General features: G+C 28.5%; 14 protein-coding genes, 3 tRNA genes and 2 rRNA genes. 15 read left to right on the top strand and 4 right to left on the bottom strand.

Features of this window, described 5'->3' with window-relative positions; all coding sequences use genetic code 11:
• The first annotated feature begins 5 nt into the window (after positions 1–5).
• Positions 6–77 (top strand) — tRNA-Gln (locus NBW53_RS09115).
• Positions 78–755: 678 nt separating this feature from the next.
• Here the strand turns inward: NBW53_RS09115 and NBW53_RS09110 are convergent.
• Both NBW53_RS09110 and NBW53_RS09105 read right to left on the bottom strand, forming a co-directional pair.
• Complete coding sequence (locus tag NBW53_RS09110; protein ID WP_250277945.1) at positions 756–1,484, bottom strand: tetratricopeptide repeat protein; 729 nt, start codon at positions 1,482–1,484, stop codon at positions 756–758.
• A 93-nt stretch (positions 1,485–1,577) separates the two neighbouring features.
• On the bottom strand, positions 1,578–2,240 hold the full coding sequence (locus NBW53_RS09105) for a manganese efflux pump (protein ID WP_250277944.1): 663 nt from the start codon (positions 2,238–2,240) through the stop codon (positions 1,578–1,580).
• A gap of 136 nt (positions 2,241–2,376) precedes the next feature.
• Between NBW53_RS09105 and NBW53_RS09100 the strand changes: the two genes are divergently transcribed.
• The 3 genes from NBW53_RS09100 to NBW53_RS09090 all read left to right on the top strand — a co-directional run bounded on the left by NBW53_RS09100 (position 2,377) and on the right by NBW53_RS09090 (position 8,640).
• Positions 2,377–4,971: a calcium-translocating P-type ATPase, PMCA-type gene (locus NBW53_RS09100; RefSeq protein WP_250277943.1), complete on the top strand. Its 2,595-nt coding sequence runs from the start codon at positions 2,377–2,379 to the stop codon at positions 4,969–4,971.
• A gap of 301 nt (positions 4,972–5,272) precedes the next feature.
• Entirely contained in the window at positions 5,273–5,851 is a 579-nt protein-coding gene (locus tag NBW53_RS09095; RefSeq protein ID WP_250277942.1) for a BofC C-terminal domain-containing protein, read from the top strand.
• Between the two features lie 899 nt (positions 5,852–6,750).
• Entirely contained in the window at positions 6,751–8,640 is a 1,890-nt protein-coding gene (locus tag NBW53_RS09090; protein WP_250277941.1) for a DUF4914 family protein, read from the top strand.
• Positions 8,641–8,716: 76 nt separating this feature from the next.
• Here the strand turns inward: NBW53_RS09090 and smpB are convergent, their stop codons facing one another.
• Complete coding sequence (gene smpB, locus NBW53_RS09085; protein ID WP_250277940.1) at positions 8,717–9,187, bottom strand: SsrA-binding protein SmpB; 471 nt, start codon at positions 9,185–9,187, stop codon at positions 8,717–8,719.
• A gap of 206 nt (positions 9,188–9,393) precedes the next feature.
• Positions 9,394–10,230, bottom strand: coding sequence for a PHP domain-containing protein (locus NBW53_RS09080; RefSeq protein ID WP_250277939.1), 837 nt, complete (start codon positions 10,228–10,230; stop codon positions 9,394–9,396).
• A 103-nt stretch (positions 10,231–10,333) separates the two neighbouring features.
• On the opposite strand from NBW53_RS09080, the gene NBW53_RS09075 reads away from it, so the two are divergent.
• From NBW53_RS09075 to NBW53_RS09025, 11 genes are all read left to right on the top strand, one after another.
• Positions 10,334–10,738, top strand: coding sequence for a TIGR04086 family membrane protein (locus NBW53_RS09075; protein WP_250277938.1), 405 nt, complete (start codon positions 10,334–10,336; stop codon positions 10,736–10,738).
• A gap of 81 nt (positions 10,739–10,819) precedes the next feature.
• On the top strand, positions 10,820–10,963 hold the full coding sequence (gene scfA, locus NBW53_RS09070; RefSeq protein WP_250277937.1) for a six-cysteine ranthipeptide SCIFF: 144 nt from the start codon (positions 10,820–10,822) through the stop codon (positions 10,961–10,963).
• Between the two features lie 179 nt (positions 10,964–11,142).
• On the top strand, positions 11,143–12,504 hold the full coding sequence (gene scfB, locus NBW53_RS09065; protein WP_250277936.1) for a thioether cross-link-forming SCIFF peptide maturase: 1,362 nt from the start codon (positions 11,143–11,145) through the stop codon (positions 12,502–12,504).
• Positions 12,505–12,659: 155 nt separating this feature from the next.
• Positions 12,660–14,036 carry a protein translocase subunit SecD gene (secD, locus tag NBW53_RS09060; RefSeq protein WP_250277935.1) on the top strand — a complete coding sequence of 459 codons (1,377 nt, stop codon included), beginning with the start codon at positions 12,660–12,662 and terminating at the stop codon, positions 14,034–14,036.
• Positions 14,037–14,048: 12 nt separating this feature from the next.
• Positions 14,049–14,936 (top strand): protein translocase subunit SecF, encoded by an 888-nt coding sequence (gene secF, locus NBW53_RS09055; protein WP_250277934.1) that lies wholly within the window; start codon positions 14,049–14,051, stop codon positions 14,934–14,936.
• A gap of 112 nt (positions 14,937–15,048) precedes the next feature.
• Complete coding sequence (gene recJ / locus NBW53_RS09050; protein WP_250277933.1) at positions 15,049–16,821, top strand: single-stranded-DNA-specific exonuclease RecJ; 1,773 nt, start codon at positions 15,049–15,051, stop codon at positions 16,819–16,821.
• 15 nt (positions 16,822–16,836) lie between these two features.
• On the top strand, positions 16,837–17,349 hold the full coding sequence (locus NBW53_RS09045) for an adenine phosphoribosyltransferase (RefSeq protein ID WP_250277932.1): 513 nt from the start codon (positions 16,837–16,839) through the stop codon (positions 17,347–17,349).
• Between the two features lie 747 nt (positions 17,350–18,096).
• Positions 18,097–19,616: ribosomal RNA gene (locus NBW53_RS09040) — 16S ribosomal RNA — on the top strand.
• Between the two features lie 121 nt (positions 19,617–19,737).
• Positions 19,738–19,855: ribosomal RNA gene (gene rrf / locus NBW53_RS09035) — 5S ribosomal RNA — on the top strand.
• 7 nt (positions 19,856–19,862) lie between these two features.
• Positions 19,863–19,936 (top strand) — tRNA-Ile (locus NBW53_RS09030).
• Between the two features lie 37 nt (positions 19,937–19,973).
• A tRNA-Ala gene (locus tag NBW53_RS09025) sits at positions 19,974–20,046 on the top strand.
• Positions 20,047–20,054: the final 8 nt, after the last annotated feature.

Genomic DNA, 20,054 nt, shown 5'->3' with positions numbered 1-20,054 from the left:
TATAAAGGGTTATCGCCAAGCGGTAAGGCACAGGGTTTTGATCCCTGCATTCGTAGGTTCGAATCCTACTAGCCCTGTATTTTAAGCTATGTAGCAAAAGCTACATAGCTTTTTTACATATAGAGGTTTTTATAATAGTTGTAGTAATACTAAAATTAATAAAATATGTATTTATAATAAATATTGAAGTAGATAAATAGAAATTTCAAAAAAATAATAAAAAAGATAGTATATTTAACCAAAATAAAATAAATTTGAAAAAAACTATCGTAGGTTAAAAATATACTATTTTTAATATTATAATAAAATTTATATACTAAAGATATTTTAGTAAAAAATATATAAATTAATGAAAAATTTTACTTAATTGGTAATGATTAGAAAATAGCTTAGATAAAGTTATAAAATATTATTTAATTAACTTATTATTTGTTATGAAATATAAAAAGAAAAGTTTTATTTTAAAATTTTATGTATAGATTAAAAAATTTGAATTATTTAGTAAAGCTTATATTCTTTCATAATAATAATGATATTATTACAATTAGCATATCTTTTGAAAAATCCTATTTTACTATATAAGGGCTAAAGTATCTAAAAATATAGCTTTTTATTATGATTATTTAAATACTTTTCATTTAAAAATAATATATAAAATTAAATATTTAATCTTATAGCTTAAAATATATCTTAGTATATAAAAAATAAAGCTTTAAATATTTTATATTTAAGCCTTATTTTAATTTTATATATTTTTATTTTATATTTTTAATTTTTTCTTCTATACTTTCTTTTGAAACAGTATTAAAAAAAGTAATATTACAATCTAGTGCTTTTTTAAAATAATCTAAAGCAACATCTTTATTACCTTCTAGTTCACTTATTACTCCTAAATAATAAAGGCTTTCAACAGATTTAGAATTAATTTCTATTGCCTTTAAAAAGTTCTTTTTAGCATTATCTAAATCTTGTAGCTCTAAATATATTTGACCCATATTATCCCAAGCCGAATAAAAATTTGCATCATCATCAATAGCTAATTGAGAAAGCTCTTTAGCTTTTTCATAATCTTTTACTAAAAGATAAAAGTATCCAAGAGTTGTAAGTGTATTAGGGCTAACATAGTCATATTTTTTTCTTAAATCTTCTAATATTGATATAGCTTTATCAAGTTGATTTAAACGCCAATAGCTACTAGCTATAGCAAGAGGTATGTTTTTTTCCAAAAGTGCTGTTCTATTGGCAGAAGATGGTATAATAGATTTTTTTTTAGCTTTTTCATTATTAAGTTTCTCTGCTTTTAAAAAGAGGTCTAATGATTTATTAAAATCACCATTTTGTAAAAGAATAAGCCCATAATTGTATATGGATAATACATTTTTAGTATTATAGTTTAGAGCTTTTTCAAAACAATGTATAGCGCGTTTTGTGTCATATTTAATAAGATATAAATTGCCTAAAAAGCTATATATATAACCTTTCATAGTTCACCTCAATTAATATATTTTTATTATATATAAAAGATAATAATAAAAATTTTAACATTAATTAACTAACTATGCAATATTTTTTAAATATTAGCTATAAAAAACTAGTCTTAAAAAACCAATTATTATTAAAATAAGCCCAGATATTACAGAAATTTTTGTTTCATCTAAAAAGTTTAATTTTGTTTTTTTACCAAAAAATACACCTACTAATAAAAATGTTAATTGGAATATAACAATAAAAATAGGAAACAAAAATGTATATGTCTTAAATGACGATATAGCTATACTTGCACACATACAGTCTAAAGATAGAGCTATGCCAAGATAAAAGGCTTCTTTAGGGTCTATCTTTAAGGAGTTATCTAGGTCGCAATATGAAGGAGTTTTTATAATATTTATTGTTATACCTAAAGATTTTATAAAAAAAGAATATATATTTTTATTTTCATCGCTTAAAATAGGTATTTTTATATTTTTTTCATTTTCATCTTTTTCAAGACCTTTTTTTATTATAAAAAGCCCCAAAATAACTAAAATAACAATACTTATAAAAGATATAATTTTTTCTGAAAAAATGGAGGCTAGAATATTTCCAAAAAATATAGAAATAGTAGAAAAGAAAAGAGCTATAAAAGATATAATAGCTAAAGATGATAGCTTAAAATCTATTTTTCTAACCCCATAAGATAAGCCTATACCAAGAGCATCTATGCTAAGAGCTAATGCTAACACTAGTAGTTGTATAATCATTTTATACCTCCTACAATAAAATCTTATTTTAATATATGTTTTTATAATAAAAAAGGTTAATAAAATTTAAAAACAATTGCATATAAATTAGGACAAGCTAATATAATGTATAAATAAAATTTTAAGAGGTGAACAAATGAATTATTATTCTATAAATATTAAAGATACAGAAAAACAATTAAAGACAAACATACAAACAGGGCTTACTAGCAAAGAAGCTACAAATAGGCTTAGGCAAAACGGAGAAAATATAATAAAAGATAGTAATAAAAAAAATAATATAGTTAAGTTTTTTGAACAGTTTAATGATTTTATGGTTATAATACTTTTAATAGCAGGATTTATCTCTTTTTTTATTAGCTTTTTGCAAGGAGAAAAAGATTTTTTAGATGCTATAATAATAATTTTAATAGTTTTTATAAATGCAATTTTAGGATTTATGCAAGAAAATAAAGCCGAAAAAGCATTAGAGGCATTAAAAAAAATGTCATCTCCAAAGGCAACTGTTATAAGAGATGGTATTTTACAAAAAATAGATAGTACAAGCCTTGTTGTAGGAGATATTATTGTTATAAATAATGGAGATTATATATCGGCAGATGCTAGGCTTATAGAATGTACTAATTTAAAAGTGGAAGAAGCTACTTTGACAGGAGAAAGTATACCTATAGAAAAAGTATCCGATACTATAAACATAGAAAATAGTTCTATTGGAGATAGAAAAAATATGGTATATAGCGGTACATTAGCTATTAATGGCAAAGGAAAAGCTATTGTAACTGCCGTAGGTATGAAAACAGAAATGGGCAAAATAGCAGATATGCTTATAAACCAAGAAAATGAGCAAACAAACTTACAAAAAAAATTAGAAGAAACAGGTAAAATATTAGGTATAGGAGCACTTATTATTTGTTTTGGAATATTTTTTATAGGTATATTTAGAAAAATACCACCATTTGAAATGTTTATGACATCTATTAGTCTTGCAGTTGCAGCCATACCAGAAGGTCTACCAGCAATAGTAACTATTATGTTGGCAATAGGTGTTGAAAAAATGGTTAAAAGAAATGCCATAATAAGAAAGTTACCAGCCGTAGAAGCTTTAGGTTCGGCAACAGTTATATGCTCAGACAAAACAGGAACATTAACACAAAATAAAATGAAAGTTGTAAGAACATATACAAAAGACAAACAAATGTTATATAGTATGGCATCTCTTTGTAATAATGTAGAAATAGGATTAAAAAATAAATTAATGGGTGAGCCAACAGAAATAGCTATTATGGAGCTTGCTATACAAAATGGAGTTTACAAGCAAAAAGAAGAAGAGGCTTTACCAAGAGTAAATGAAATACCTTTTGATTCTAAAAGAAAAATGATGACAACTATACATAGAAATAAAAATGGATATAAAATAATAACAAAAGGGGCAATAGATGTACTTTTAAAAAGATGTAGTTATTATTATGAAAATGGTAGAAAAGAACCTTTAACAGAAAATAAAAAAAGAGAAATATTAAGAGAAAATATGGCAATGGCTAAAGAGGCTTTAAGAGTTTTGGCTATATGCTATAAAGATAGTGATACATATATAGATATAAAAAGTACCAATGTAGAAAAAGACCTTATATTTTTAGGTATGGTTGGTATGATAGACCCACCAAGAGAAGAAACATATGAGGCAGTTATGAAGTGTAAAAAAGCAGGTATAAAGCCAGTTATGATAACAGGCGACCATATAGAAACAGCAAAAGCAATAGGTAGAAAAATAGGTATATTAAGACAAGAAGGGCTAGCCATAACAGGAGAAGAGCTTAATAATATTACAGAAAAAGAACTTTGTGAAAATATACATAAATATGACATTTTTGCAAGAGTTAGCCCAGAGCATAAAGTACGCATAGTAAAAGCATTTAAGAAAAGAGGACATATTGTTGCTATGACAGGAGACGGTGTAAATGATGCACCAGCTTTAAAAGCCGCGGATATAGGCTGTGCTATGGGTATAACAGGAACAGATGTAGCTAAAGGGGCAGCAGATATTATACTGGCAGATGATAATTTTTCTACAATAGTAGAGGCTATAAAAGAAGGCAGGTCTATATATGAAAATATAAAAAAATCGGTACATTTTTTATTATCTAGTAATATAGGCGAGATTATAACAATATTAGTAGCACTAATAATAGGGTTTAAAAGCCCTCTTGTAGCTATTCAATTATTATGGATAAATCTTGTTACAGATTCGCTACCAGCAATAGCCCTTGGCATAGACCCACCAGACCAATTTTTAATGGAAGGTAGCGTCAAAAAGTCTAAAACAGGTATATTTACAAAAGCTAGATGGAGCAGAATAGCTTTAGAAGGAATGATGATAGGTTGTCTTTCTTTATTAGCTTATGCTATCGGAATAGCAGTTTTTAAAGAATATATAATAGGTAGCACTATGGCTTTTGCAACTCTTAGTATATCTCAATTAATACATGCTTTTAATATGAAAACAGAAAAATCTATTTTTTCTATAAATTTATTTAACAATCCGTATTTAATATATTCTTTAATTGCAGGAGTGATTTTGCAAGTATTAGTTATAATGGTGCCATTTTTAGCTAATATTTTTAAAGTAGTTGCACTTAATACAACTCAATGGTTAATTGTTTTGATATTATGTATTATGCCTATAATAATTGTAGAATTAGAAAAGTTTTTAACTAGAAAAAATGATTTATAAAATAAATAATATTGAAAGGTTGTAGGTAAAGTATATAACTTTTCATCACAATAATAAAATTATCACAATGAGATACTGTATAAGTAAAGTAAGGTTTTTTCGTAGAAGGGGTTAAATTCACTTAAAATCTAGCTTTTATTTATAAATTTTAGTTTATCTTCAGTTTGATTGATTTATGATATAAATAATAATTGATTTATGATATAAACAATATTATTAAAAATTAAAAAAACTGTTATATGTATTTTTTATCTTTTATCTGGAAATTATAAATATATAATTTTTAGATGGAGGATAAAGTATGTATAAGAAGATATATTTTGCTTTATTTTTTATAACTATTGTATTAGTAGCTATAATAGGTATTGCTATTGGGTATAATATGTATAATAATGATAAAAATGAAGTTATAGAATATAAAACCCAAGTTGACACAGATTTTTTAGAAGAAGAAAAACAAGTTGATAATATAACAGTTGCAAAAATAACCCCTTCTACAAAAATGACTTATGAATATGTATTTAAAGAAGATAACATAACAGAAGTGGTAGAAGATGTTCCGCCTTATTTTTTAATAGATTTAACAAGGGAGGATTTAGAAAATAATTTTAAAGATTGGCAGATAAAGTCTTTTTCTGAAAGAGAAGTTGTTTTACAAAAAGCTATAGAAGGAGAAAGTACACAACATTATATAATAGGAGAGTATGAAGGATATATAGCAGTTTTTTATGAGAAGTATATAAACGATACAAATATTAAAGAAATAACAAATATACCATTAGAATCTTTACCACAAGAAGAACAAGACAGAATAAAAAAAGGAATAAAAATAACAGGTAAAGAAGAACTTATGAAATTTTTGGAAAGCTATGGTAGCTAAAAATAATGCTAAAAGTATAAAAAAACAGAGAAAATGTTGAAATTGCACAAAAAATATATAAAAAAAATATTAATCTTTGGTAACACTTTTGGGTTGAATATGTTATAATAATAAATGTGAAAACCCTTAAATATTTTCACATTTACAGTTAAGAACATCCCCCAATCAGTTCTACTGTAAACCCCATAAAAAATACCTTCTCTTTATAAAAAAGGACAGCTCCGTTAGCTGTCCTTTTTTACGTTTTATATTTTATTTATAATTAATTAAATAAAATTATGTCTATCTATTTAATTTTAGCATAATTATTATTTATAATATATTTTATATAAAAATTAAGGCTTTGGATAAAGTATAAGCTTTTTTAAAACAAAACTGTATTAAAAGCATAAGCTTTAAAGGCTTTAGAATTTGGATTTTTAGATAGCTTAAAACAAATTATCATATTGTCATTAGAACTTTATTAAAAGCATAAAGATATTTAAAGATAATTAATATAAGAATTTAAAATTATTTCAACTTAAGACAAAATAAATAATAACCTTAATTTGACTTTATACTTTTTAATACTTTGCATTTAAAAATTATAATCATAATATTTAGGTTTAATTTGGATTATATAAAAAACTAGATTTTTAGAGAGGTAAGTCCTTGTATAAGAAAATTAGATTTTTTATATTAATTTAAAAATTGAAAAGATTAATATTCATTTTTTTTGAAAGGATTTATAATTTATCTATATTTTCAAGTATTATTTATATTTAAATCTTTTATATGAAAAATAAAATACAGTTAAATTTTCAGAAAATTATGAAAAAAGAATTATTTTAAAATTAAACTTGCAAAAAATATTTTTTTTTGTTAATATAATAATAGATTAAAATATTAGGAGTGATTTTATGCATAATTTAGCTTTAGATAAAATAATTTTACCTAAAATGGTTGATGATATATTAAAAAATACAAATGCAAAAATAATAGTGCCAGATAGTAAAACTGAGCTTTTAAATTTAGCACTTGGTGGCGAAGAAAACGACACTTTTGATGTTATATATAATGTAAATGGAGAAAACATTAAAGAAGCAACTGTTGTAAGATGCAAAAATGGTATAGCTGTAAATTTTGAAGATGTAAGCCTTAGAAGACGTGACCCTAACAGTATGGTTATTGCGGACAATTTACCAACAGATAAGCCAAAATATAAAGAAAGATTTAATAAGTCTTTTGATAATGACAGAAAAGCTACTTTTGATTGGTTAAAACAACAAGAAGAGCTTTTATTGTTGCCTTTTTTTGCAGGTAATGATGAGCTAAAAATAGGATATGAAGCATTGGCTATTATGCCGGCTAATTCTGCCTTTTTTGGAGCAGGTCTTGCAGATTTACAAGGGTTTATACCAGCAAGTGAGATAAGAGAAGGATTTAGCCCAAAAGCTATAATATATGTAGCTCCTCCATTTAGACATATGCTATATGAAGGAAAACAAATAGTTGTTCATAACAGATTAGAGAATATACACGAAGTATTTTCTTATAATTTATATCCAGGGCCTAGTGCTAAAAAAGGTGTGTATAGCATACTTTTAAACCTTGGAGAAAAAGAAGGCTGGAACACATTACACGCATCTACTGTAAAAATAACTACACCTTATGAGCTTACTTTAACTATTATGCACGAAGGTGCATCTGGTGGTGGCAAAAGCGAAATGACAGAGCCTTTTCATAGAAAAAAAGATGGACGTTTACTTTTAGGAACAAACATTATAACAGGAGAAGAAACTTTAGTTAGATTAGCTGATACTTGTGAGCTTAACCCAGTAACAGATGATATGGCTTTAGCTCACCCATCTATACAAAATGGTAGCAATAAGCTAGTAGTGGCAGATGCTGAATATGGTTGGTTTTTAAGAGTAGACCATATAAACAGATATGGTACAGAACCAGAAACAGAAAAAATATGTATGCACCCGTCAGAGCCACTTGTATTTTTTAACATACAAGGTGTAGCAAACTCTACTTGTCTTATATGGGAACATACTGAAGATAAACCAGGTGTACCTTGTCCAAACCCTCGTATTATAATACCTAGAAAAGCAAAATCAAATGTTATAAACGAAGCTATGGAGGTAGATATAAGAAGTTTTGGTGTTAGGACGCCTCCTACAACAAAAGAAAACCCTAATTATGGTATAATAGGTATGTTACACGTTTTACCACCTTCTCTTGCTTGGTTATGGCGTTTAGTTTCTCCTAGAGGGTTTGCTAACCCATCTATTGTAGATAATGGTGGTGGAATGAAAAGCGAAGGTGTAGGGTCTTATTGGCCATTTGCAACAGGTAAAATGGTTGACCAAGCTAACTTGCTTTTAGACCAAATTTTAAATACATTATCTACACGCTATATATTAATACCAAATCAATATATTGGAGCTTATAAAGTAGGCTTTGGAGCTCAATGGGCAACAAGAGAATATTTATCTAGACGTGGAGGATGTAAATTTAAAAGAGAAGTGTTAGAAGAAGCTAGATGTCCTATTTTAGGATATATACCAGAAAGTATAAAAATAGATGGTATGCGTATACCTCAAGGCTTTTTAAAAGTTAACAAACAGCCAGAAGTAGGTGATAAAGCATATGATGTTGGAGCAAAAATGCTTACAGACTTCTTTAAAAAAGAATTAAAAAAATATTGCACTAATGATTTAAATCCTTTAGGCAGACAAATAATAGAAGCTTGTTTAAATGATGCTCCTTTAGAATATTATTATAATTTTATACCAAAATTATAATATAAAATAAATACAGTTATATAATAAAAAAGTTCAATTGAAAAAACAATTGAACTTTTTTATTATATAACTAAAATTAGGCTTGTAGTTTTAGTTTAAAATCTTTTTCTGCTTCTCTTTTTTGGTCTTTTTTAGCTATATCGTGGCGTTTGTCATATAATTTTTTACCTTTAGCTATGGCAATATCTACTTTTATATAACTACCACTAAAATAAATTTTTGTAGGTACTAATGTGTGTCCATCTATTGTAGAAGCACCTATTAGTTTATTTATTTCATATTTATGCAAAAGAAGCTTTTTATCTCTTAATGGGTCGTGGTTAAAAATGTTTCCGTGGTCGTAAGGGCTTATATGCATATTTTTTATATATGCTTCATTGTTTTCTATTTTTATATAACTATCTTTAAGGTTACATCTACCAGCTCTTAAAGACTTTACCTCTGTTCCTTTTAAAGATATGCCAGCTTGATAAGTTTCTAAAATAAAGTAATCGTGAAATGCTTTTTTATTTTGTGATATTATTTTTATACTATTTTTATCTTTCATAATTTACCTCCTAAAAATAAAAAGTTAGATGATGCTGTAGATAAAGTCTACAACCTTTCGTTGGAATAACAAAATTATCACGACGAGTTACTGCGTGAATAAAGCAAAGTTTTTGCGTACAAGGTGCTAAATCACTATTAAAACTTCAATTTGAGTATTTATTTTTATTTATAAATTTTATTTTGTCTTTAGTTTTATTAGAGTTTTTATAATTTTAAAGTTTTTAAATCTTCTAATATTTTATAATCAATTTGTTTGTTTAAAAAAATATTGCCTAAAGATACATTAGGTCTATTATCTCCGTGAAAATCACTTCCTCCAGTTACTTTAAGGTCATATTTTTTAGCTAAAGATAATAAAAAGTTTGTTTGTTTTAAAGAATTTGAAGGATAATAACATTCTATACCTTTAAGTCCTGCATTTTTTAATGTTTTTATACATATATCTAAATCTTTTTCTGGTATTTTATATATCATAGGGTGTGCTAAAACAGGTATGCCCTTTACATTTAATATAGCATTTATTGCATCTTCATATGATATTAAATCTCTTTTAACATAAGCTGGTTTATCTTTGCCTAGATAAAGACTAAAAGCCTCTTTAATTGTTTTTGCATAGCCTTTTTTACATAATGCAACACCAAAATGTGCTTTTGTTATTAAGCCCATAGGAGATAAAGATTTTACATCGTCTAAGGTTATATCTAACCCTAAGCTATTTAATTTATTTATAAGCTCTAAATTTCTTTCTTCTCTTGTTTGTTTTAAACCTTCTAAAAATTTCAGAAAAGACTGATTATTAATATCTAAAAAATAACCTAAAATGTGTACTTCTATATTATTATATTTGGCCGAAAATTCTATACCATTAATAAGCTCTATGTTAAGCTCTTCTGCTCTTTTTTGTCCATAACATATACCTTCTATTGTATCGTGGTCTGTTATAGATATTGCTTTTATATTGTTTTTATAGGCTAACTCTATAAGCTCTTGTGGAGAATAAGTACCATCTGAAAATGTTGTATGTGTATGAAGGTCTATCATAAAATCACCTCTTAAGTTGTATAGTTAATAAACTAATATTATCATAAAACAAAAATTAAATTAATACAATAGGAATAAGTAGTTTTTTTTAAAGGAGGGCTTTATGACACAAAATAAAAAGGTTAATGTTAATGAAAAATCAAACAATACTATAATATCTTTAACTAAAGGAGCTATATTTTCATATTTAATAACAGCAATAGTTTTTATAGTTTATGGAATATTACTTACATATACAGAAACAACAGAAAAAAATATGCAATTAGTTGTTATGATAACTACTGTTGTTTCTGTTTTAATAGGTGGGGTTATAGCATCTAAAGGTGTTAAAAGCAAAGGTTTGATATTTGGTATGCTTGTAGGTGTAATTTATGCTCTTATTATGATAATGGTTAGTTTTTGTATTTTGCCTACTATTAAAATAACTTCTAAAATGATAATGATTATTGTTTTATCAATATCTGCAGGGGGTATAGGGGGAATTATTGGTATAAATAGTAAAAAATAATAAAATAAATATAGAAAAAGGTTAAAATTTGTGTTATAATACTTTGTATCTATTAATTTAACCATTTTAGGAGGATATAAAATGAAACACATTAAAACATTAAACACAAAGTTACTTAAAAGCACTATGGCAAAAGGCGGTTGTGGTGAATGTCAAACATCTTGTCAATCTGCTTGCAAAACATCTTGTACAGTTGCTAACCAAAAATGTGAAATGGTAAAATAATTAGCCTAAAAACAATAGCACCATAGCTTAAACCATTTTAAGCTATGGTTTTTGCTTTAAATATATATTTAAAATTATATTGTATTTTGTTATTTTAACATTACAATATAAATTTTTATTGACTAAATGGTAAAATAGTGGTTTACTATTTTAGTAAGAAATTTTGAAAGGGGATTAAAATGATACATAAATATAAAATGAACGACTTAAACATTGTTTTAGATGTTAATAGTGGGTCTGTTCATTGCGTAGACGATATTTCTTATGATATATTAGATTATTATAAAAAAGAAACATTAGAAAATATAATTAATATATTAAAAGAAAAGTATAATGAAGAAAATATTAAAGAGGCTTATGAGGAAATAAAACAATTAGAAAAAGACGAAGTTTTATTTTCTCCAGATATTTTTTCTGGTATCATACCAGAAGTAAACAACAGACAACCAGTTGTAAAGGCACTTTGTTTACATATAGCCCACGATTGTAACCTTAAATGTAAATACTGTTTTGCAGAAGAGGGAGAATATCACGGTAAGCGTTCTCTTATGAGTGTTGAAGTTGGTAAAAAAGCTATTGACTTTTTAATAGAAAACTCAGGCTCTAGAAAAAATCTTGAAATAGACTTTTTTGGTGGAGAACCTTTAATGAACTTTAATGTTGTTAAAGAAATAGTAGAGTATGGTAGAAGTGTTGAAAAACAACATAATAAAAAATTTAGATTTACTATGACAACAAATGGTATATTATTAAATGATGAAATAGCAGAGTATATAAACCAAAATATGCATAATGCTGTTTTAAGTTTAGACGGTAGAAAAGAGATAAACGACAAAATGCGTGTGCGTGTTGGTGGACAAGGTAGTTACGACAACATTGTACCTAAATTTGTAAAAATGGCAGAAGATAGAAACCAAATGGACTATTATGTAAGAGGTACTTTTACTAGAAATAATCTTGACTTTGCAAATGACGTATTACATCTTGCAGATTTAGGCTTTAAACAAATTAGCGTGGAGCCTGTTGTTACTGACGAAAAAGAAGATTATGCAATAAGAAGAGAAGATTTACCTATAATTTTTGAAGAGTATGAAAAATTAGCTAAAGAAATGTTAAAAAGAAGAGAAGAAGGCAAATGGTTTAACTTTTTCCACTTTATGATAGATTTAACAGGTGGTCCTTGTGCTTATAAAAGGCTTGTTGGCTGTGGCTCTGGAACTGAATATTTAGCTGTTACTCCAGAAGGTGATTTATATCCTTGTCATCAATTTGTAGGACAAGAACAGTTTAAAATGGGTACTGTTTTTGACGGAGTTGAAAGAAAAGACATTAGGGAAAATTTTGAAAGTATAAACGTATACTCTAAGCCTGCTTGCAAAACTTGTTGGGCAAAATTTTATTGTAGCGGAGGTTGTGCGGCAAGCTCTAACAATATGCATAATGACCTTGTTACTCCTTATGACATAGGATGTGAAATGCAAAAGAAAAGAACAGAATGTTCTATTATGATGAAAGTTTATGAAGCATTAAAAGAAGAATAGATTTAAAAAATATTAATTATTATAAAAAGTCTTATATAATAATTATAAAAATATACAAAATATTATTCAAAAAAATAGAGAATAATATAAATAAGATAAACCTAAAAAATTGTTTATGTATTTTAATATATTAAACAAGAAAGGAAGAAAAATATATGAAATCTATGAAAACTAAAAATATTTTATTACTTTTTATAATATTCGTTATTACAGGTGTACTCTTTTATACATCTTATAATGGTTATGGTAATGGACATATACTTAGCTATAGAAACATAGAAAAAGGTTTAGATTTAAGCGGTGGTGTTTATATCGTTTATGAAGCAAAAGAAGAAACATTGCCACAAAGTGATTTAAACAACAATGAAACTGAAAGTAGTAGTGAGCAAAATAGCACACAAGAAAGCAGTAGCGAAACTATTAGCCAAGAAAGCTCATCTACAAGTGAAGAAGAAGTAGAATCTTTAGGCGAGTCATCTTGGAAAGAAAAAATGGAATCGGCCGTATCTATGATACAACAAAGGCTTGACAGAAAAGGCTGGACAGAGGCTAATGTTTATCAAGAAGGAGATAAGCGAATAAGAGTAGAAATACCTGGTGTTGATGACGTAGAAACTGCCGTATCTGAAATAGGACAAACTGCTAAGTTATCTTTTTTAGATTATAGCGGACAAGTAGTTGTTAAAGGTGAAGACGTTATTAATGCTAAAAAACAAGCATATACAGACCAAACAGGTCAATCTAAAATAGTTGTAAGTTTAGAGTTTAATGAAAAAGGTAAACAAGATTTTAAAAAAGCAACAGAAGAAAACATAGGAAACCCTATATTTATAATGCTTGATGACCAAATTATAAGTGCACCTACTGTTAATACTGTTATACCAGATGGAAAAGCAGTTATTGAAGGTGACTTTGACATAGAAAGTGCAGAAGAATTAGCATCTTTAATAAGAGCAGGGTCTTTACCTTTTGAGCTTGAAATATTAGAAATGAACACAATAGGAGCTACTCTTGGAGCAAATGCTTTAAAAACAAGTATTTTAGGCGGAGTTATTGGTATTTTATTAGTATTATTATTTATGGTTTTATTTTATAGAGCAAAAGGGTTTGCAGCAAGCCTTGCTTTAGTTATATATATACTTTTAGAGCTTATATTATTAAACGGACTTAACATAACTTTAACTTTACACGGTATAGCAGGTATTATATTATCTGTAGGTATGGCCGTTGACGCTAACGTTATTATTTTTGAAAGAATAAGAGAAGAGCTTGCACAAGGTAGAACTATAAGACTTGCAGTGGATAAAGGATTTTCTAGAGCTTTTCCAGCTATATTAGATAGTAATATTACAACTCTTATAGCAGGTGGTGTTTTATATTGGTTAGGTAGTGGACCTATAAAAGGATTTGCACAAACATTAATGATTGGTATAGTTCTTTCTATGTTTACAGCTTTAGTTGTTACAAAAATAATTATTAAAGCTATGGTTAATGCAGGTATAAACTCACCTAAGCTATATGGAAGTAAATAAGGAGGCTTTAAAATGAATATAATAAAAAATAGATATATATATATTACTATATCCACTATTATTATAGCTATTGGGCTTGGATTTATGTTTTATAACAATAGTCAAGGCAAAGGTTTTTTTAACTATGATATACAATTTACAGGTGGTACATCTATTGAAATATCTTTAAATGGTAAAGACGTAAATAGTGATGACATAGATGCTATACTTAAAGATAGTGTTAATATAGATAATGCTCAAATACAAATTGTTGGTGATGGACAAAGCGTTATTATAAAAACTCGTTCTTTAACACAAGATGAGCGAATAGCTTTTACAGAGGCTATATCTAAAAAATATGAATTGACACAAAATGATTATTCTATTAGAGACATAAGCGCTACAATAAGTAATGAGATGAAAAGAACATCATTTGTAGCTATATTAGTATCTTGTGTAGCTATGCTTATATATATTTCTTTTAGATTTAAAAACTTAAAAACAGGTGCTAGTGCAATAATTGCACTTTTACACGACGCTTTAATATTAATATCATTTTATGCTATATTTAGAATACCTTTAAATGATGCTTTTATAGCGGCTATACTTACTGTACTTGGTTATTCTATTAATGCTACAATAGTTATTTTTGACAGGATAAGAGAAAACAAAGGTAAAGCTGGTAAGCTTGATGAAGAACTTATAAATACAGGTATAAACCAATCTTTAAGACGTTCTATTTTTACATCTTTAACTACATTTTTTACTGTAATTTGTTTATATATTTTTGGTGTTGAATCTGTAAAAATATTTGCTTTACCTATCGCTGTTGGTATAATTTGTGGTACTTATTCATCTATATTTATAGCTGGTCCTATATGGTATATGCTAAATAATATTAAAACTAAAAAAGCTAATTAATAAAAGTAGTTTATAAAATTTATATTAAAGGCTGAGGACTTTGTCTTCAGCCTTTAAAGGTTATAATTTATAATATTTATATATACATTAAAATAATAGAAAGGAGCTAAAAATGGCTAAATGGACAATTAGAAACCCAAAAGCTAACATAGCTAAAATGGTTAATGAATTTGGCATAAGTGAAATTTTTGCAACAGTTTTAGCTAATAGAGATATTTTAACAAGAAGAAAACTAAATACATATTTATATAGTGATGAAAAATTTTTTTATGATGCACTAGAAATGAAAGATATGGAAAAAGCATTTATAAAAATTATAGAAGCTATATCCAAAAATGAATTAATATGTATATATGGTGATTATGATGTAGATGGTGTTACTAGCACAGTTATTTTATATAAGGCATTAAAAAAAATAGGCGCTAATGTAATTTATTATATACCAGATAGAGAAGAAGAAGGATATGGACTTAATATACAAGCTATAGATGAGGTTAAAGATAAAGGTGTAGATGTAATTTTTACTTGTGATAATGGTATAGCTAGCATAGAAGAAGTAGATTATATAAAAGAAAATAATATGGATATAATTATACTAGACCATCATGAGCCTAGATTTTTTGAAGAAGAAAATAAAAAAGTAGAAATATTGCCCAATGCAGATGTAATAGTTAATCCTAAACAAGAAAAATGTGAGTATAAATTTAAAGCATTATCAGCGGGAGGTATTAGCTACAAGTTTGTAGAAGGTATTTTTAAATATATGGAAATAGATGAAAATCTTGATGAGTATTTAGTATTTGCATCTATTTCAACATTATGTGATATAGTAGATTTATTAGATGAAAACAGACTTATTGTGAAAATGGGTTTGGACATACTTAACAATAACAAGTATATTAATAAAGGGCTTTTTGAAATTTTAAAAGTTAATAACATAGAAGAAAAGCTAATAAATGAAAATGATTATGGATTTATAATAGGCCCGTGTATAAATGCTAGTGGACGACTTGAAAGTGCTTTAAAGGCAGTGGAATTATTTACAACAGATGAAGAAGAAAAAATTGAAATATTAGCAAAAGAGTTATTAAGCCTTAACTGTGAAAGAAAAGAGCTAACACATAATGCAGTACAAGATATATTTAATATGATAGAAAACAGTGATATAAAAAATGATAAAGTATTAGTAGTATATAATGACAAAATACACGAATCTATAGCTGGAATTGTGGCAGGAAGGATTAAAGAAATTTATTATAAGCCTACTTTTGTAATAACTAGGGCTAAAGATGGTGCTAAAGGTTCTGGAAGAAGTATACCTGCTTATAATATGTTTGAAGAATTATTAAAATGTTCAAGTTTATTTACAAAATTTGGTGGACATAAAATGGCTGCAGGCTTATCTTTGATAGAAGAAAATATAGATTTATTTAGAAAAATGATAAATGAAAATTGTACGTTAACTTATGAAGATTTTGAAGAAAACATAGTTATAGATAAAGCACTACATTTTTGTGATATAAATTTAGATTTAGCTAAAGAGTTTAATAAAATGAAACCTATTGGGAAAGAAAACAAAGGGGCTATATTTGCTACTAAAAATGTTAAAATTAAAAGCATAAGATTTGTAGGGAAAGAAAATAATATTATACAATTTGTATTAAATGACAATACAACAAGTGTTAAAGCTATAAGTTTTGATGGGTATAATAAATTTTTAAACATATTAAACGATAATATTAGTAAAAATGAAGTTGAAAAACTTTTAGTCGGTATAAAAAAAGATATTGACTTAAAATTAGATGTAGTATATTCTATTGATATAAATATATTTAATGATATTGAAAATGTGCAATTAATATTAAAAGATTTTAGGATTTCTTGAAAAGGAGAAAACACTATGGATTTAAAAAATGTAATAAGAACAATACCTAATTATCCAATAGAAGGGGTTTTGTTTAGAGATATTACAACAGTTTTAAAAGATAAAGAGGCTTTAAAAAAATCTGTTGATGAAATGCAAAAAACACTTGAAAATATTGAGTTTGATTATGTTTTAGGCCCAGAATCTCGTGGGTTTATATTTGCTATGCCTATTGCATATAATATGAACAAAGGGTTTATACCAGTTAGAAAAGCAGGGAAATTGCCAGCTGAGACTATATCAAAAGAGTATGATTTGGAATATGGAAGTGCTACTTTAGAAATACATAAAGATGCAATAAAAAAAGGAGATAAAGTTATTATTGTAGATGATTTATTAGCTACTGGAGGCACTTGTAAAGCTATTATAGAGCTTGTAGAAAGCATTGGAGCAGAGGTTGTTAGCCTTAATTTCTTTATAGAGCTTGAAGAATTAAAAGGAAGAAGCATATTAGGCGATTATAATATAAATTCGGTGGTTAAATATTAAAAGGTTTTTAAAGGGTGCAGATAAAGTCTACACCCTTTCATTTTATATAGTAAGTTTATTACGATGAGTTATTATATGAATAAATTAAGGTTTTTCGTGCAAGGGCTACAATACTTATAAACTTGTTTTTTATATAATTATTAAGTAAAGTTTTGTATTTAAAATTATAAAGGTAAATTAAAGATTATTATTTATTTTACCTTTAATTAAACGGTTATAGATTTTTTAATTTTAGTATAAAAAGCTATTTATGATTAAAAAATGTGGTAAAATATATTAAAAACTGTTGACATATTTAAATTTATGTGATAAACTAATCGAGTCGTCAACAATTGATAAAATAATTTTTTAAAATTATAAAAAAGTGTTGACAAGGTAAAAAAAATATGGTAGACTAACTAAGTCGCTAAAATAAAGCAAAAATGTAAAAAAGATGAAAAAAGTTCTTGACAATGTAAAAGACAAGTGATAAAATGATAAAGTCGCTAAAACGACAATAAATTGGAAGTCAAGTAAATAAAATAAAAAAAGCTTGACAAAAATGAAAAAAATGTTATAATAGAACAAGTAACTAATAAAATTTATAAAAAATGAGATTAGTTAAAGACATTATAAAAGATTGAACATTGAAAACTAAATAATCAAAAAGTGAATTAGACAACCCGAAAAAATTCAAGTGAGAAAAAACACTGAAAAAGAGAAAAAGTCAGAGTAATCTGAGCTAATTAAACTTAAAGTTTAAAGAATTAAAATGAGAGTTTGATCCTGGCTCAGGATGAACGCTGGCGGCGTGCCTAACACATGCAAGTCGAGCGGAGTTTTATGGGAGCTTGCTTTTATAAAACTTAGCGGCGGACGGGTGAGTAACGCGTGGGTAACCTGCCCTATACACAGGGATAACATTGAGAAATTGATGCTAATACCTGATAAGCCAACAAGTAGGCATCTACAAGTTGGAAAAACTGAGGTGGTATAGGAGGGGCCCGCGTCTGATTAGCTAGTTGGTGGGGTAAAGGCCTACCAAGGCGACGATCAGTAGCCGACCTGAGAGGGTGATCGGCCACATTGGAACTGAGACACGGTCCAAACTCCTACGGGAGGCAGCAGTGGGGAATATTGCACAATGGGGGGAACCCTGATGCAGCAACGCCGCGTGAAGGAAGAAGTATTTCGGTATGTAAACTTCTATCGACAGGGAAGAAATAAATGACGGTACCTGAATAAGAAGCACCGGCTAAATACGTGCCAGCAGCCGCGGTAATACGTATGGTGCAAGCGTTATCCGGATTTACTGGGTGTAAAGGGTGAGTAGGCGGTTATGCAAGTCATATGTGAAATTCTGGGGCTCAACCTCAGGGCTGCATAAGAAACTGTGTAACTAGAGTACAGGAGAGGTAAGCGGAATTCCTAGTGTAGTGGTGAAATGCGTAGATATTAGGAAGAACACCGGTGGCGAAGGCGGCTTACTGGACTGAAACTGACGCTGAGTCACGAAAGCGTGGGGAGCGAACAGGATTAGATACCCTGGTAGTCCACGCCGTAAACGATGAGTGCTAGGTGTTGGGAAGAGATTCTCGGTGCCGCAGCAAACGCAATAAGCACTCCACCTGGGGAGTACGACCGCAAGGTTGAAACTCAAAGGAATTGACGGGGACCCGCACAAGCGGTGGAGCATGTGGTTTAATTCGAAGCAACGCGAAGAACCTTACCTAAACTTGACATCCCGATGACAATCTGTGTAATGCAGACTTTCTTCGGAACATCGGTGACAGGTGGTGCATGGTTGTCGTCAGCTCGTGTCGTGAGATGTTGGGTTAAGTCCCGCAACGAGCGCAACCCCTATTCTTAGTAGCCAGCATTTAGGATGGGCACTCTAGGGAGACTGCCGTGGATAACACGGAGGAAGGTGGGGATGACGTCAAATCATCATGCCCCTTATGTTTAGGGCTACACACGTGCTACAATGGCTGTAACAAAGTGAAGCAAGATAGTGATATGGAGCAAAGCACAAAAAAGCAGTCCCAGTTCGGATTGTAGTCTGCAACTCGACTACATGAAGTTGGAATCGCTAGTAATCGCGAATCAGAATGTCGCGGTGAATACGTTCCCGGGTCTTGTACACACCGCCCGTCACACCATGGGAGTTGGAAGCGCCCGAAGCCTGTGACCTAACCGCAAGGGAGGAGCAGTCGAAGGTGAAGCCAGTGACTGGGGTGAAGTCGTAACAAGGTAGCCGTATCGGAAGGTGCGGCTGGATCACCTCCTTTCTAAGGAAAAAGGGAAACTAATTCATTGATTATTTAGTTTTGAGTGTTTAAGTGTTAATTTTATAAAATAAAATTATATATTACCTTTAATAAAAAAGGTAGAATTAAATACTGAAAAATTTACGGTGACGATGCGTTTAGGGGAAACACCCGTTCCCATACCGAACACGAAGGTTAAGACCTAAACGGCTGATGATACTTGGTGGGGGACCGCCTGGGAAAGTAAGTGGTTGCCGTATTAAATATGGGCTTATAGCTCAGCTGGTTAGAGCGCACGCCTGATAAGCGTGAGGTCGATGGTTCGAGTCCATTTAAGCCCACTGGTAAGAAATTTTAATAATGTTTAAAATATAATATGGGGGTGTAGCTCAGTTGGGAGAGCACTTGCCTTGCAAGCAAGGGGTCACGAGTTCGAATCTCGTCATCTCCACTCGGTAA

The sequence above is a fragment of the [Clostridium] colinum genome (assembly GCF_940677205.1).
Lineage (GTDB): Bacteria > Bacillota > Clostridia > Lachnospirales > CAG-274 > Tyzzerella > Tyzzerella colina.
This window is presented reverse-complemented; position numbering and strand designations above follow the sequence as displayed.